At 63.2% G+C, this 15236-nt stretch carries 11 protein-coding genes and 1 pseudogene; 3 read left to right on the forward strand and 9 right to left on the reverse strand.

Annotated features, from left to right (window positions below):
• Positions 1 to 59 precede the first annotated feature (59 nt).
• Together FHT70_RS06900 and FHT70_RS06905 are read right to left on the reverse strand one after the other, a co-directional pair.
• Complete coding sequence (locus tag FHT70_RS06900; RefSeq protein WP_183699776.1) at positions 60 to 1316, reverse strand: ATP-binding protein; 1257 nt, start codon at positions 1314 to 1316, stop codon at positions 60 to 62.
• A gap of 2 nt (positions 1317 to 1318) precedes the next feature.
• Positions 1319 to 2005 carry a response regulator gene (locus FHT70_RS06905; protein ID WP_183699778.1) on the reverse strand — a complete coding sequence of 229 codons (687 nt, stop codon included), beginning with the start codon at positions 2003 to 2005 and terminating at the stop codon, positions 1319 to 1321.
• A 230-nt stretch (positions 2006 to 2235) separates the two neighbouring features.
• Here FHT70_RS06905 and FHT70_RS06910 point away from each other — a divergent pair, with 230 nt between their 5' ends.
• From FHT70_RS06910 to FHT70_RS06920, 3 genes are all read left to right on the forward strand, one after another.
• A complete protein-coding gene (locus FHT70_RS06910) occupies positions 2236 to 3309 on the forward strand; it encodes an efflux RND transporter periplasmic adaptor subunit (protein ID WP_183699780.1) in 1074 nt (357 codons plus the stop codon).
• Positions 3309 to 6461, forward strand: a complete 3153-nt coding sequence (locus FHT70_RS06915; protein WP_183699782.1) for an efflux RND transporter permease subunit — start codon at positions 3309 to 3311, stop codon at positions 6459 to 6461. Before FHT70_RS06910 ends, FHT70_RS06915 begins: the two co-directional genes overlap by 1 nt.
• Before the next feature lie 455 nt (positions 6462 to 6916).
• Complete coding sequence (locus FHT70_RS06920; protein ID WP_183699784.1) at positions 6917 to 7447, forward strand: cytochrome c; 531 nt, start codon at positions 6917 to 6919, stop codon at positions 7445 to 7447.
• A gap of 20 nt (positions 7448 to 7467) precedes the next feature.
• Here the strand turns inward: FHT70_RS06920 and FHT70_RS06925 are convergent, their stop codons facing one another.
• The 7 genes and pseudogenes from FHT70_RS06925 to FHT70_RS06950 all read right to left on the reverse strand — a co-directional run bounded on the left by FHT70_RS06925 (position 7468) and on the right by FHT70_RS06950 (position 15212).
• Positions 7468 to 8187 carry a ribonuclease activity regulator RraA gene (locus FHT70_RS06925; RefSeq protein ID WP_183699786.1) on the reverse strand — a complete coding sequence of 240 codons (720 nt, stop codon included), beginning with the start codon at positions 8185 to 8187 and terminating at the stop codon, positions 7468 to 7470.
• A 14-nt stretch (positions 8188 to 8201) separates the two neighbouring features.
• Complete coding sequence (araD, locus tag FHT70_RS06930; RefSeq protein ID WP_246721770.1) at positions 8202 to 9944, reverse strand: L-arabinonate dehydratase; 1743 nt, start codon at positions 9942 to 9944, stop codon at positions 8202 to 8204.
• Positions 9935 to 10068: pseudogene (locus tag FHT70_RS30225) on the reverse strand (SDR family oxidoreductase); the annotation flags it as partial. The pseudogene FHT70_RS30225 and the gene araD, both read right to left, overlap by 10 nt.
• 21 nt (positions 10069 to 10089) lie before the next feature.
• Positions 10090 to 11505 (reverse strand): mandelate racemase, encoded by a 1416-nt coding sequence (locus FHT70_RS06935; protein ID WP_183699788.1) that lies wholly within the window; start codon positions 11503 to 11505, stop codon positions 10090 to 10092.
• Position 11506: 1 nt separating this feature from the next.
• A complete protein-coding gene (locus FHT70_RS06940) occupies positions 11507 to 12523 on the reverse strand; it encodes a hydroxyacid dehydrogenase (protein WP_183699790.1) in 1017 nt (338 codons plus the stop codon).
• Complete coding sequence (locus FHT70_RS06945) at positions 12516 to 13346, reverse strand: TIM barrel protein (RefSeq protein WP_183699792.1); 831 nt, start codon at positions 13344 to 13346, stop codon at positions 12516 to 12518. The genes FHT70_RS06940 and FHT70_RS06945 overlap by 8 nt, the downstream gene beginning before the upstream one ends.
• A 6-nt stretch (positions 13347 to 13352) precedes the next feature.
• Complete coding sequence (locus FHT70_RS06950; RefSeq protein WP_183699794.1) at positions 13353 to 15212, reverse strand: glycosyl hydrolase; 1860 nt, start codon at positions 15210 to 15212, stop codon at positions 13353 to 13355.
• Positions 15213 to 15236 lie beyond the last annotated feature (24 nt).

Genomic DNA, 15236 nt, shown 5'->3' on the forward strand with positions numbered 1-15236 from the left:
AGGCCAGCGTTAATGGCGGTTAAGAAACTGTAAAGTTAGGTAAAACCCGGCAGAGGGGATCAGCGCTTTCGGGGAAGCTCCAGTGTGATCGCCAGCCCCCCCGCCTCCGGCAACGACGCATGCACACGCCCGCCGTGGCGTTCGATGGCCTGTCTAGTGATGGCGAGACCAAGACCGTATCCGCCTCTCGGCACCGCCTCTTTCCCGCGAGAGAACGGCTGGAAGATCCGTTCGAGCTCATCCCGTTTGACGCCCGGCCCCCGATCCGTGACGCAGATTTTGAGACGGTCGTCTGCTGTCTCGCAGGACACCGAGATGAACGAATGATCGGCCGTGTATTTGACGGCGTTGCGAACGACGTTTTCGAGCGCCCGGTAGATCAGCTCGCCTTCGACCTCGGCCCGGAAGACGCCCTCGACGCTCGTCGTGATCGAAACCTCCCGTGCCTGGGCCTCGAAGGCGGCATCGCCGAGAATTTCGTTCAGCAGCTCGACGACATCGACGGTCTGCGTCTTCAGCGGCAGGCCGGATCCCGCCGTCAGCCGGGCAAGGGTCAGAACTTCGCCCACCAGCATATCGAGCCGTTCGACCTCCCGGTCCATGCGCTCCAACATGGCACCGAGTTTGGCCGGGCTCTGCCGGAGCACGCCGACGGCGGCCTGCAGGCGGGACAAGGGCGAACGCAATTCATGGGAAACGTCATGGAACAGCCTCTGCTGCGCATCCTGAAGCTCCTGCAGCCGTGCGGCGCTCGAATCGAAGTCATAGGCGAGTGCTGTCACCTCGTCTTTCCGCCCGGCCATCTTGTCGCCGATGCGGAAGTCGAAGCGGCCATGCGCAAGCGCGCTCAGGCCATCGCGCAAATGCACGACGGGGCGGATGAGGTATCGCGCCAGTGCCCAGGCGGATATCGTGCTGGAGATCAGGATCGTGAGCCACGGCATGAACGGGCCAAAATTCTCGAAGGTGAAAGTGGGAGGGGCTGGCAGGAATATTCGATAGCAGATCCCCTCCTTCAGAACGGATCGCGTCTCAGCCTTCGGATCCGAACAGGCATCGGGTTTCTCGGTTTTGGAGATGGTGAGACCGTGCGGCAGCATCTCTTGACTTGAACGCACGAAATGTGCTGCCGCTTCCTCGCCGTCCCTCGAAAGCACATTTGCGGTTAGGTTCAACGCGATCGACCGTCGCTCCTGTTCCAGTTCCCGCGCAAAAGGAACGCCTTGGAGAAAGTTGACGAGCAGGATGATCACGCCGACGGTCGTGGTCAGCGTCAGCCAGATGATCGCGAAGAACTTCCAGAAAAGCCGGGGCATGGTCAATCCACGAGAAGTTGATAGCCTTGGCCGCGAACGGACTGGATCCAGGATTGCCCGTCCTCCCTCAGTCCGAGCTTCTGGCGAACGCTGCTGATATGGACGTCGATCCGGCGATCGAACGGGGTCAGCGGCTTGCCGAAGGCGCGCTTGGAAATATCCTGCTTCGACACCAGCTGGCCGGCGCTGCGGGCGAGTACTTCGAGCAGGCTGAACTCTGTCCCGGTCAGCTCCAAAGCCTCGCCGCGCCATTCGGCGCTTCTGCTGCCGGAATGGATCACGAGCTTTCCTGCCCTCACCGTATCGGTCGATAGGCCGGTGGCAGGCTGGCCCACGCGGCGCAGGATGGCGCGCAGCCTTGCGGCGAGTTCACCCGGCGAGCACGGCTTCGGCACATAATCGTCGGCGCCGAGATTGAGACCGGATATCCTGTCCACGTCGTCGCCTCTGGCCGTCAGCATCAGAACGGGGACCTGGCTGAGCTTCCGGATTCTTTGGAGAACTTCGATCCCGTTCATGCGGGGCATCATGATGTCGAGCACGATGATGTCGACCGTATTGCCGGCCGCCGCAGCAATGGCGGCGCGGCCATCCGTGTCCGTTACGACATCATATCCTTCCTCGACCAGATACTCCTGCAGAAGTGTCGTCAACTCCGCATCGTCGTCGATCAGGAGAACCTTGTTCATGCGCGTTATCCGTTATCAGTCCGGCAAGCCATACAGCACAATCGCGCTCATGCGGGTAAGTTTTACTCAACTTAACACTAACTTGACCGCACTTAACGTTCGCCCCGTTACATACCTGCCATGACATCGTCGCGCGCTGAAAGCCCGGTTGCCTTGCATGAGCGGCAATCCTTCAGTCGATTGCGCCGATCGGGAAAGGCACCGATGCCTTGACCACAAGGAGTGCATCGTTGAGAAAACCGTCCAGACTATTCGCGGCCGCCGTCGTTGCGGCCGTACTCGTCTCCCCCCTTCGCAGTCCCATGGCGCAACAGGCTGCGGCAACCGCCCTCACCGTCTCTCTGACCACGCCAGCGCAACGGAACTGGCCCGAGACCGTTCCGGCGAGCGGCTGGCTGAAACCATGGCAGGAAGCCGTCATCGCCTCCGAGACGAGCGGCCTGCGCATAACCGATGTGCTGGTCGATGTCGGATCCGTGGTCACAAAGGGCCAGACGCTCGTCCGGCTTTCCCAGGAGAGTGTGCTCGCCGATCTTCGCAAGCAAGAGGCCGCCGTCGAGACCGCCAGGGCAAGCCTTTCAAAGGCCAAAGCCAATGCCGAGCGGGCGCGGCAGCTCCAGCCCTCAGGGGCACTCTCCGACGAGAAGATCGTCGAATATCTCGCCGACGAGCAGACGGCGACGGCAAGTCTTGCGTCAGAAGAGGCCGCGCTCGACAGCGAAAAAATCAAGCTTGCGCAGACGACCATTACCGCCGTCGACGACGGCCTCATCACGTCGCGTTCCGCCGACCTCGGCGCCGTTGTCTCCGCCGGCACGGAACTGTTCCGCATGGTTCGCCAGCAGCGGATCGAATGGCAGGCCGAGGTTTCGGCACGTTATCTCCCGCGTATTTCGCAAGGCCTGAACGTCCAGGTCAACGGGCCTGAAGGTCACGTCATCGAGGGCAAGGTGAGGCTTGTCGGGCCGTCGGTCAGCACCGATACCAGCCGGGCAATCGTCTATGTCACGCTGCCGGACGACGCCCGTCCGCGCACGGGCCTTTACGTCACAGGCAACATCGAGCTGCAGACCTCCCCGGCGCTGACCGTGCCCGAGACCGCAATCGTGTTCCGGGACGGGATCAGTTACGTCTTCACCGCGAGCGAGGATCAACGGGTGCAAAGGGTGCGGGTGGAAACCGGCCGTCGCAACGACGGCGAGGTGGAAATCGTCTCCGGCATAGACCGGACGTCGAAGGTGGTGACGTCGGGCGGCGCATTCCTCTCGGACAATGACCTCGTGAAGATCGCGGAGAAAAACTGATGAACTTCTCGGCATGGTCGATCCGCAACCCCGTCCCGGCAATATTGCTGTTTGCGATGCTGACGGTCGGGGGACTCTTGGCCTTCAAGACCCTGGCGGTCCAGAACTTCCCCGATATGGACCTTCCAACGATCAGCGTCACGGCGACGCTCGACGGTGCGGCGCCGACACAGCTCGAAACCGAGGTCGCCCGCACAATAGAAGACAGTTTGGCTTCGCTCAGCTATCTCGACCACATCACCACGACCATCACCGACGGCACCGTCTCGATCAAGGTTTCCTTCAAGCTGGAGAAAAACAGCGAAGCGGCCCTGAACGAAGTCCGCAACGCCGTCGACAGCGTCAAGGGCGATCTTCCAGCGCAGATGGAGACACCAAGCGTCACCAAGGTTACGGTCCAAAGCTCCGCGCTCGTCACCTATGCCGTCCGCTCGACTGCTCTCAACGAAACCGAGCTTTCCTGGTTTGTCGATAATGATCTCACCAAGGCGCTGCTCTCGGTGTCCGGCGTCGGTCAAGTCAACCGCATCGGCGGGATCGACCGCGAGGTTCACGTCGATCTCGATCCCGCGACGATGGCGTCGCTCGGGGTCACTGCGGCGACCGTATCGTCGCAGCTGAAGGCGGTGCAGGCGGATACATCGGGCGGCCTCGGCGAAATCGGCGGCACCCGTCAAACGCTGCGCACGCTCGGCGCTCTTCCATCGGTCGAGGCACTGAAAGGACTGAGAATTCCCTTGGCCAACGGCCAGCAGGTTCGCCTCGACGAAGTCGCATCGGTGACGGACAGCTTCGCGGAGCGGTCCTCGATGGCTTATCTCGACGGCAAACCGGTGATCGCGGTCGAGATCAAGCGCTCGAACGGCTTTTCGGACAGCGGCGTCGCCGGCGATGTCGACAAGGCGATCAAGCAGTTTGCCGCTAAACATTCCAATGTCCAGATCGGCGAAGCCTACAGCACGATCGGGCCGATCATCGACAATTATGACGGTTCGATGCACATGCTGTTCGAAGGGGCGATCCTGGCGATTGTCGTCGTCTGGCTCTTCCTTCGCGACTGGCGCGCAACGATCCTGTCGGCCGTCGCGCTGCCCCTGTCCGTGATCCCAACCTTCCTGGTCATGTACCTCTGCGGCTTCAGCCTGAATATCATCACGCTGCTGGCGCTGTCGCTGGTGGTCGGCATCCTCGTCGACGACGCCATCGTCGAAATCGAGAACATCGCCCGCCATCTGCAGATGGGCAAGCGGCCGATCGACGCCGCCCTAGAAGCGGCCAACGAGATCGGGCTCGCCGTCATCGCAACCACCTTCACGCTGGTCGCGGTCTTCCTGCCGACGGCCTTCATGAGTGGCATTCCGGGACTTCTGTTCCGCCAGTTCGGGGTCACCGCCGCCGTCGCCGTCCTCGCCTCGCTCGTCGTCGCGCGCCTGCTGACACCGATGATGGCCGCCTATTTCATGAAGGCTGTCCCTCCGACGGAGGAAAAGGATGGGCACATCATGCGCGCCTATCTGGCAATCGTGAAAGCTGCCATGAATCGCCGGAAGACCACCGTGGCCGTAACCGCCATTGTCGTCGCGGTTTCTCTCTCCACCATTCCGCTGCTGAAATCCGGCTTCCTGCCGGCCTCCGACGACGCGCGGACCCAAATCACGCTCACCATGCAGCCAGGCGCCACCATCGAGCAGACCGACGCCACGACCAGGAAAGCCGCCGATATTGTCGGCAAGCTCACGGACATCACCCGTGTCTTCTCCTCGGTCGGCTCCACATCTTCGGGCGGCGGCGGCCCCGATGCCAGCACCACGAGCAGCGTCAATTCCGCCACGATCGTCGCCGTGCTGACGCCGATCGGCGAGCGCGACCGCAAGCAGTCGGAAATCGAAAACGACATCCGGCAGGCTCTGTCAGTGCTCCCTGGCGTCCGCGTCGCCGTCGGCGGCGGTGCCAACGGCACGAAGCTGGAGATCACCCTTGCCAGTGACGATCCCAATGCCCTCGACAGCGCAAGCACGGCGCTCGAGGAGCAACTCCGCACGCTAAAAGGCATCGGAGCTGTGACATCGACCGCGGCAAGGCAGGCGCCGGAGATCCAGATCACCCCCGACTTCGCGCGCGCGGCCGCGCTCGGGGTGACGTCGAGCGCCATTGCCGAGGCCGCGCGCGTGGCGACGAACGGCGAATATTCCGCCAGCCTGCCAAAGCTCAACCTGCCGCAGCGCCAGGTGCCGATCGTCGTCCGCTTCAGCCCGGAGTCGCGCACCAGCCTTGACGATATCAAGAATATGCGAGTGGCGGGCACGAACGGCAGTGTCGATCTCGGATCGATCGCCGATATCCGCATCGGCGGCAGCCCCTCCGAAATCGACCGCATCGACCGGATGCGCAATGTCACCGTATCGGTCGAACTCAACGGCCGCATCCTCGGCGACGTCAACCGCGAGGCACAGGCGCTTCCGGCGCTCCAGCATCTGCCCTCGGGCGTCACACTTGTCGAGCAGGGCGAACTTCAGCGCAGCTCGGAACTGTTCCAGAGCTTCGCGCTGGCAATGGCGATCGGCGTGTTCTGCATCTATGCGGTCCTCGTCCTGCTCTTCCATGATTTCCTGCAGCCGCTCACGCTGCTGATGGCTTTGCCGCTCTCGCTCGGCGGCGCGCTCGTGCCACTGGTGGTGACCGGGACCAGCTTTTCGCTGGCGGCCGTCATCGGGCTTCTCATGCTGATGGGCGTGGTGACGAAGAACTCGATCCTGCTGATCGAATATGCGATCATGTCGCGCCGCCAGGGCATGTCCAGGTTCGATGCCCTCGTGGATGCCTGCCACAAGCGCGCCCGGCCGATCGTCATGACCACCATCGCCATGGCTTGCGGTATGCTTCCGGTCGCTCTCAGCCTGACCGGCGGCGATTCGAGCTTCCGGCAGCCGATGGCGATCGTGGTAATCGGCGGCGTGATGATGTCGACGCTGCTCAGCCTCGTCGTCATCCCAGTCATCTTCACCTTCGTCGACGACCTGGACGAGGCGCTCAAGCGTCTTTTCCGTCAAGCCAAACCGGAAACCACCGACCGCGAACCGCAGGCCTCCAACGATTACGCGGCAATCACCTTCAAAACCGAGCAATCGCGGCGAGGACAAGGTCAGCGATGATCGCCTTCCGGCGAGCGATCGGCCGGATCGTCCCACGCCCGCTGTGGGCGAGGCTCGATGAATCTTGATGGCAACCTCTTCGGTCGAGTTCCCTCCCCCGGAACAAGACCGCGGGACGTGTTCCCCCGCAGGCGGCATCATGCCGCCTGCGCGTCCTGCCATGCGTTCGACAACGGCTCCATCGCTTCGAAATCGGGCAAGGTGCCGCTGGTGGCCGACCGCCCCCGAGCGAAGCGACAACAATCCGGCTGTCGCGGATTGAATAGCAGCTGCCGCGCCGCCCCGTGCTCGCGAAAATACATGGAGGCCTGCTTCGTCGTGGCCCTTTTTCATTGCTGGTCTGGCAGCCTGCGCCCCGTACAATTCTATTAATTCGAAGTGACTAATATATCGAGCAACTTCATCGTGATATTCAGTCCTTTACGGCTGCAAGCGGGTGTAACACGGAGGGTAAAATGTTTCGATTGAGCGTTCGGCTCGCATTTTTAGCCGCTTGTGCGTTGGCGCTACCGCTGAGCATGGCAGCAGCGGCCGATGATCAGCAGATTGCGCGCGGCGAATATCTCGTCACGATTGGCGGGTGCAATGACTGCCACACGCCGGGATATTTCTTCGGAAAGCCGGACACTGCGCGATTTCTCGGTGGATCGGATGTTGGCTTTGAGATCCCGGGCGAGGGCGTTTTTGTCGGCCGCAACATTACGCCTGACAAGGAGACCGGCATCGGGAGCTGGACCAGAGAACAGATTGTGACTGCCCTTCAGTCCGGGCAGCGGCCGGACGGTCGCGTCCTGGCACCAATCATGCCATGGCACGCATTCGCGCAGCTCACCGACGAGGACGTGACATCAATTGCAGCGTTCCTTCAAAGCTTGAAACCGGTAACTAACCAGGTTCCCGGACCCTTCAAGCCGGGGGAGAAGGTTTCAACCTTTTTGTTCCGGATCATGCCCCCGGGTGAAACCGCAGCCAGCGCGCCAAACTAGAAAGCGACGGATGCTGCGAGTCACCGGCCGCTCCTGGCGCGCCAGGCGGCGAATTCCTCGAGATTGCGCGGCTGCGTTGCCGGATAGAGACCGATGATCGACTGGCCAGCCAGCACGCGCTCGGTGACGAAATCCTCATAGGCGGTCATTTCCACAGCCTCCTCCGCAATCTCGTCGGCCAGTTCCGCCGGAATGACGATCACCGCTTCATCGTCGCCGACCATGATATCGCCCGGCCAGACCGCCACGTCGCCGCAACCAATCGGCACGTTGATGTCGAGCGCCTGGTGCAGCGTCAGGTTCGTCGGCGCCGAGGGCCGATTGTGATAAGCAGGGATCGACAGCCCGGCTATTTCGGGACTGTCGCGGAATCCGCCATCGGTGACGACACCTGCCACGCCGCGCACCATCAGCCGCGTGACGAGGATTGAGCCGGCGGAGGCGGCGCGTGGATTCTTGCGGCTGTCCATCACCAGCACCGCGCCCGGCGGGCAGCTTTCGACGCAGGCGCGCTGCGGGTGTTCCGGATTGCGGAAAACCTCGAGCTTGTTCAGGTCTTCGCGCGCCGGAATGTAGCGCAGCGTATAGGCCGGCCCGACCATGTTGCGGCCTTTACGGGCGACCGGCTGCACATCCTGGATGGTCTGGTTGCGCAGGCCGCGCTTGAAGAGCGCCGTGCTGATGGTGGCGACGCTGACCCGCATGAGTTTGTCGCGCGTGCTGTCCGAAAGTGTCGTCATTCCTGCATGTCCTCCTAGAAGATGTCCGGTTCTCCGGCTGCAGCGCCGAATTCGGGCAGCAGATAATCGAAATCGCAACCCTTGTCGGCCTGGCTGACATGGGAGGCGTACATCCAGCCGTAGCCGCGGCCGAAACGATCGGCCGGCTTCGTCCAAGCGGCGCGGCGCTGGATCAGCTCCGCCTCGTCGACCAGCATATCCAGCCGGCGGTTCGGAATATCGATCCTGACGATGTCGCCGTTGCGCAGCAGAGCGAGCGGGCCACCGACATAGGCTTCGGGCGCCACGTGCAGCACGCAGGCGCCATAGCTGGTGCCGCTCATGCGCGCATCCGACAGCCGCAGCATGTCGCGATGTCCTTGCTTCAGCAGCGCCTTGGGCATCGGCAGCATGCCCCATTCCGGCATGCCGGGACCGCCGAGCGGTCCGGCATTGCGCAGCACCATCACATGATCAGGCGTCACATCAAGCGTTTCGTCCTCGACCGCCGCCTTCATGTCGGGGTAATTGTCGAAGACCAGTGCCGGGCCTTGATGGACATGGAAGCGCGGGTCGCATGCCGCGGGTTTGATCACCGCGCCGTCGGGCGCCAGGTTGCCCTTGAGCACGGCAAGTGAGCCCTCCGGATAGATCGGATTAGAAAGCGGCCGGATCACGTCGTCATTATAAATCTTGGCATCGGCCAGCGCTGCGCCCAGCGTTTGCCCCGAAACCGTCAATGCGTCGAGATAGAGCCGCTCGCGGATCTGCGACATCAGCGCCAGAAGACCGCCGGCATAGTAGAAATCCTCCATCAGATAGGTCTTTCCGGACGGACGTACATTGGCGATGACCGGAGTGACGCGGCCAAGCGCGTCGAGATCGTCAAGCGTCAGCGCGACCCCTCCCCTGCGCGCCATCGCCAGGAGGTGGATCACGGCATTGGTCGAACAGCCGGTCGCCATGGCGACCGTCGCGGCATTGCGAATGGCCGCCGGGGTGACGATCCGGTCCGGCGTCAGATCTTCCCAGACCATCTCGACGATCCGCCGGCCGGTCTGGGCCGACATGCGGATATGGTTGGCATCGGCTGCCGGAATCGAAGAGCCCCCCGTCAGCGTCAGACCCATCGCGTCGGCAATCGCGGTCATCGTCGAAGCGGTGCCCATTGTCATGCAATGGCCGTAGGAACGCGCGATGCCGGCTTCGATGCCTGCCCATTCTTTGTCCGATATCGTTCCCGCGCGCCGCTCATCCCAGTATTTCCAGGCGTCCGAGCCGGAACCGAGATGCTGGCCCGCATAATTGCCCCGCAGCATCGGCCCCGCCGGCAGGAAGATCATCGGCACGCCGGCGCTGAGCGCGCCCATGATGAGGCCCGGCGTGGTCTTGTCGCATCCTCCCATCAGCACCACGCCATCGACAGGGTGGGCGCGGATCTGCTCTTCGGTCTCCATCGCCAGAAGGTTGCGGTAGAGCATGGTCGTCGGTTTCATGAAATTTTCCGACAGCGCCAGCGCCGGCATCTCCACCGGAAAGCCGCCCGCCTGCAGCACTCCGCGTTTCACGTCTTCGATGCGATGCTTGAAATGGGCGTGGCAGGGATTGAGGTCCGACCAAGTGGAGAGAATGCCGATCAGCGGCTTGCCGGCCCAGTCGCCGGCATCGTAGCCCATCTGCATCAGGCGCGAGCGATGGCCGAAACCGCGCAGGTCCTCGGATGCGAACCAGCGGGCCGACCGCAGCTCCCCCGGTGTTTTGACGGTTTTCAACGACATGCCGACATGCCTCCGTCTGCGTAAAGTCTGTGACCATTGATGTGCCTCGAAGCCTGCGAGGTCAGAAAGATACAGGCGCCCGTCAATTCCTCAAGCCTGCCCGGCGGCCGGCCGACGTGCGTCGACTGCTGAACTTCGGCGGATGTCATGACAGCGGCCTCATCGCCTCGAAATCCGGCAAGGCGCCGCTCGCATAGCCCATTGCCGTGAGCGAACCGATGTCGATCCGGCCGTCGCGGACCGACAGGAGCGGCCCGTCGCCGCCTTGCTCGTAGAGATCCGGGTGGGCCGCGGCAAAGCGGGCTTTCTCCGCCTGAGGCGCCCCCTGCATGCCGGCCACATAGTGGTGACCGTTGCGTTCGACATGGGAGAGGCCGAGCAGCGAGACCAGTGCCAAATCCTGCTGCACGGCAAGCCCGGCCTGGCAGGTCAGATCCTCGCCCGAAAGGAACAGCCCCGGCACGCTACCCGTCCTGATGCGGATCGCCTTCATGAGCGAGCGGTAAATGCCCTTGCAGGTTTTCGAGGAGACGCCGGTATAGCCGAGCGCCCGGGCGCGGGCGAAGGCATCGTCGCGATCGTCGCTCTCATCGATCAGGAAGGGCAATCGCGCCGCCAGTTCCCCTAGAGGGGTATCCATCGTGATCTCCCGCGAGAACGGCTGTTCGACAAAGGCGATGGCCGCACGCAGCCTCGCCAGTTCCGGTATTGAATCCATCCGCGCCAGCAAGGCGGCGAACTGCTCGGCCGCACCGAACTGTTCGTTGCCGTCGACCGTCACCCGATAATCGGGCAGGCGTTCCAAGACGGCGGCAATCCGCGCCAAGCGGCCGATATCGGCGTCGACCGCGCCCGACAGCTTGATCTTGAACCAGCGGTTGCCATAGCGCGTTATCACGGCCTCGAGGCTTTGCGGCAGGCCGTCGCCAACCGGATCGACGATATCGCCATCGGTGATCGGGTCGACAAGCCCGATCGTATGCCGCGCCGAGATCGAGCGGCCGGCATGAAGTCTGGCGAGCGCGGCGGAGACGACATCCGCGCGGACATCGCCTGGCAGCATCGGGCCGCCGATGCCGACATGATTTCCGCGCACCGCATCGAAGAAGGAAATGCCGGCAAGACGGCAATAGGCATCCAGCGCGGCGCGGGCGATCAGCGAAGGTCCGAATCCGGCAGCCAATGGATTTCCGGGCAGGCGCCGGACCGTCTCCAGCTCATTCTGGTGGGCGGCGGCAAACAATGTCTCCGGCGCGGACGCTTCGAGCGAGGCAGCCGCCGCAACACGGATCGAACCGCGCAATTGATCGACATTCTGCGCCGGCGTCAGCGCCGGGTTTTTGTCGAACCATTTCGGCACCATCATTTCGGCGGCAGCACCGACGGCCATCTTTCCCTTTTCATCCTCGACGCGCACCCTGAGAAAGGCCTGTGGCGCCTTTTCGAGGGTCGCCGCACCGAAACGGAACGGCAGACGCAGCCTGATGTCGCGCTCGAAGGCGTCGATCTCGACAATTCTGATGCGCGGCGCCGTTAGAGAAGCTCCGATGCTTCTATCCATGTCATGCCATCCGGTCGAGCGCGGCGCGCAACACTTCGTGATGGAGCGGTTCGCCGCGCACCAGCCGGCCGATCTCGTCCACCATCGCCTGCCCTTGAGCGAAATGTGCCTCCTCGGTGTGGCCGGCTGCATGCGGCGAAATGGTGACATTGGCAAGCGCAGGGTTGCGGAACGGGCTATCCGGCGGCAGCGGTTCGTTGTCGAAGACATCGAGAGCCGCCTCTATGCGACCGGAGCGGATTTCGGCGAGCAGTGCGGTCTCATCGACCAGTTCTGCGCGCGCGGTGTTGATGAACAATGTGCCGGGGCGCAGCAAAGCCAGTTCGCAGGCGCCGATCATGCGGCGGGTTTCGGGCAGGACGGGGGCATGCAGGGAAATTACGTCGCTCTCCGTGAGTGCATCGTCCAATCCGACGCTCACGACGCCGAGTGCTGCGGCCTCCCTCTCATCCAAATAGGGATCGACGACTAGCACGCGGCAGCCGAATGGCACGAGCAGGCGCATGACCGCCCGGCCGACATATCCGGCGCCGACGATGCCGACCGTGCGAGCACCCAGCAATCTTTGCGGAACGGCGGCGCGGACGTCGAGCCATTCGCCGCCGCCGCGCAATTGATCATGCAGCCGGTGAATGCCGCGCATGGCGAGCAACGCTTCGGCGACGACGAACTCGGCAACCGAGGTGGCAATTTTCGAGGCGGCATGGCTGACGCGAAGACCCTCGTCGAACAGGCGGGACGGAACGAGTGTACGCACGCTGCCGGCCGAATGCGCGACGAGGGCAAGTTGCGGATGGCGCTGGCGCGTGGCGGCATCGAAGGGTGGGGTGCCCCATCCGGTCAGGCAGGCCGTGGCGCCTTGCAGCAGCCGATCGGCATCGGCAGCGTCGATCGTGGACCCGGTCGGCCAACGAACCTCGCCGAGGGCATTCAACTGGGCCGCCGCCGCATCGTCCAGCATCATGCGGCGGGTCTTTTCGGTCAAAAGGACGGCAATGACGGAAGTCTGTTCATGCATGGCTCTGCTCTTTCGCTGCGGCGACTAGGCGCCTGAGATAGGCAAGATCGGCGCGGACCTTGTCCAGCGCCTGTTGCCTGGGAACCCGGTATTGGGAATGCACCGAGAGCACGCCGGCAAATCCCGTGGCGACCAGATGGGGGATGATCTCGTTCCAGCGCACCATGCCCTCGTCGAGCCCCTGCCAATCCGAATGCCATGCGCGTTGACCGTCGACGCCATGGACACTGGGAAACCAGCCGCCATTCTTGACACCCATGCAGCAGAACCACGGATCAAGTATATCGAGGGTCAGGCGCCAGTCCTCGCTTCCCTCTCGAACGATCTGATTGGCTGGGTCGGGGTAGACGCCGATCCTCCCGGGATCGCGCCCGGTGAGCAACTGCAATGCCAGCGCGCCTGAGCTGTGCAGCGTTCCGCCGTGAAGCTGGATGGTCAGCTTGATTCCGAAGCGTGCGCCCAGGTGCTCAAAACCGTCGAGATCGCGCCGCGCCTCGTCGATCTGCACTCTCCAGCGTCGAGAGGGGTCATAGCGCCAGAAACCCAGCCTGATCTGCCCGATTCCGGCCTCGCCGCAATGCCCGAGAAGCCGGGACGTGGCATCGTCGGGCCGCGTGGAATCGATCGTCGCCATCGGCGTGCGCAGGCCGGCCGCAGTGAAGAGTTTTACAGCCCCGACGACCTGCTCCGGCCTGTCGGGGGAAACGGCATGGCCGTCGCGGATGAGGAGGTCGGCACAGTCGAACCCCAGCCCCGCAGTGATCTCCGCCGCCTCTTCGAGCGGCAGCCCCTCCAGGGCCTTGGTGAAATAGGCGATATCCATGATCAATCAGCGGGAAACACAAAGTTCGCTACGGCGGCCGAATGCATCGCGCGCGCAGACCGCGTAACGCGCACCGTCTGGCGGCGACATGTGCAGGAATGCCGTCGAGATCAGCGGCACGGAGCTGGCTTTTTCGAATGTCTCGCCATCCCTGCTGACCAGGACATCATAGAAGATGGCAGGGCTCGTATCGCCGGCGACCCAGAACAGCATGCGCCGTTCCCGGCCACCGAGACCAAGATAACGTTCGACGACGAGACCGCTGGGGGCCACGGGGGGCTTACTGCTGTCGGGAACGACAAGCACCTGCGTGAGCGACGGTAAGGGTACGTCGAGATCGACGCTGACGCCGCCCTCGTCGCAATCGACGATGCTGATCGGGTGCAGCAAGGCCGGCTCCTGGGCGTGGCGCAGTGCGGCAAACTGCGTTTCATTAGGCTGAGGCGGCGCGCCGACCGGCTCGAAAGGCCCGCGTGGGTTGCTTTCATCACGCTGGGCCTCCCAGACCTCCATTGGATTGGTGAACTCCTCGTCGATGCGCAGCAGACACAGCGCATGACGGCCGGGAACCAGCCCGCTGACCTCCAGGCGGACGGCGGTCCGCCCGGAACGGCTGATGGCGTCGACGCTGTGGATGAGGCTGATGGAAACACCGCCGCCCGGCAGCCGTGTCGGCAGGATTGCCAGGCCGTCCGCGTCGGGGGTCAGCGGCGGTTCGGCGGTCACCTTGCAGAGGGTATCGCCGAGCGTAGCCAGCAATTCCATCGATGTGAGACCGGGCTTCTTGACGAGGTCGAAGGGCGGCGCGCGCTCGACGTCCGTGACCAGCGTCTCGAGATCGGTCTTATGCTCCCATTGCGCCTTGGTGAAATTGCGCGGGCCGAAATAGGCAAAGATCGTGCGCTGGCTCCAGCCGCCGATAAAGGCATGGTCATTGCTGAGGAAGGTGAAATTCGCTGCCTTCGGGGCGATGATACGCCGGTCATGCTGCTCGATGATGCGGGCGATGATGCCGGCGTAATAAGCCTTGCCGTGCCAGCTGTGATGATCGCTCCAGCCGAGTTGCGGATCGCATTCGTCGTTGACGATCGGCAGGCCCGCAAGCCGCGGATGATGCTCCTTGAGATAATCGACGACGAGAAGCGTGCGGTCGACAATGGCGTTGGTTTTCGGGGTCAGGTCGTCCTTGCTGCCGTTGACGCCCTTTTCGTGGATCGAGATGTAGTCGAGGCGCGGCGGCCCCTCGCCGGTCAGGCAGCTCGTGCCGCTGTCGCAATGGGCCATCAAGGCGCGAAAAATCGGCGAGAGCGTGCGGGCAGTGCCCGGCCCGCCCATGGGAAGGCCGGGATCGACGGCATCGAGCCCGGCGACGCAAGCATCGTAGTAATTGGTGTAGCCCTTGATCCCGTAGGTCCACCAGCCGGAGTCGGCCTCGTTCGTCGTTTCGAAATACCAGCTGCGCAATTCGTCCATGCCGTAACGCGTGGCATAGCGGTCGGCCGTCGCCGTCACGAGATCGCGCCAGCGCTTGACCTGATCCATGTCCTCATAATCGGTGAAGAGGCCCGACGGATTGCCCATCAGCTCGAAGAACGGTTTCAGGCGGTGTTCGATCATCACGTCGAGCGCGCGGTCGAGCAGGGACCAGTCATAACCGGCGGCGGTCGAGCGCAGCAGATTGTATAGATAGTGCACACGCAGGTACCGGATGCCCTCGTTCGGCAGTCCACCGATATAGGCGAGCATCTGGCGCATCTCGGGTTCAAGCAGCAGTTCGGCCGGCGAAAAGCCGGTGCCGCGCCAGAACCGGTTGAAGGGGCGCACCGCTTCGCCGGCATCAACGCTTATTCGCGTACGTTCACGCATGGATCGTTCTCCTTGGAGGGAAAG

It is taken from the genome of Rhizobium sp. BK049 (genome assembly GCF_014193135.1).
Taxonomy (GTDB): Bacteria; Pseudomonadota; Alphaproteobacteria; order Rhizobiales; family Rhizobiaceae; genus Rhizobium.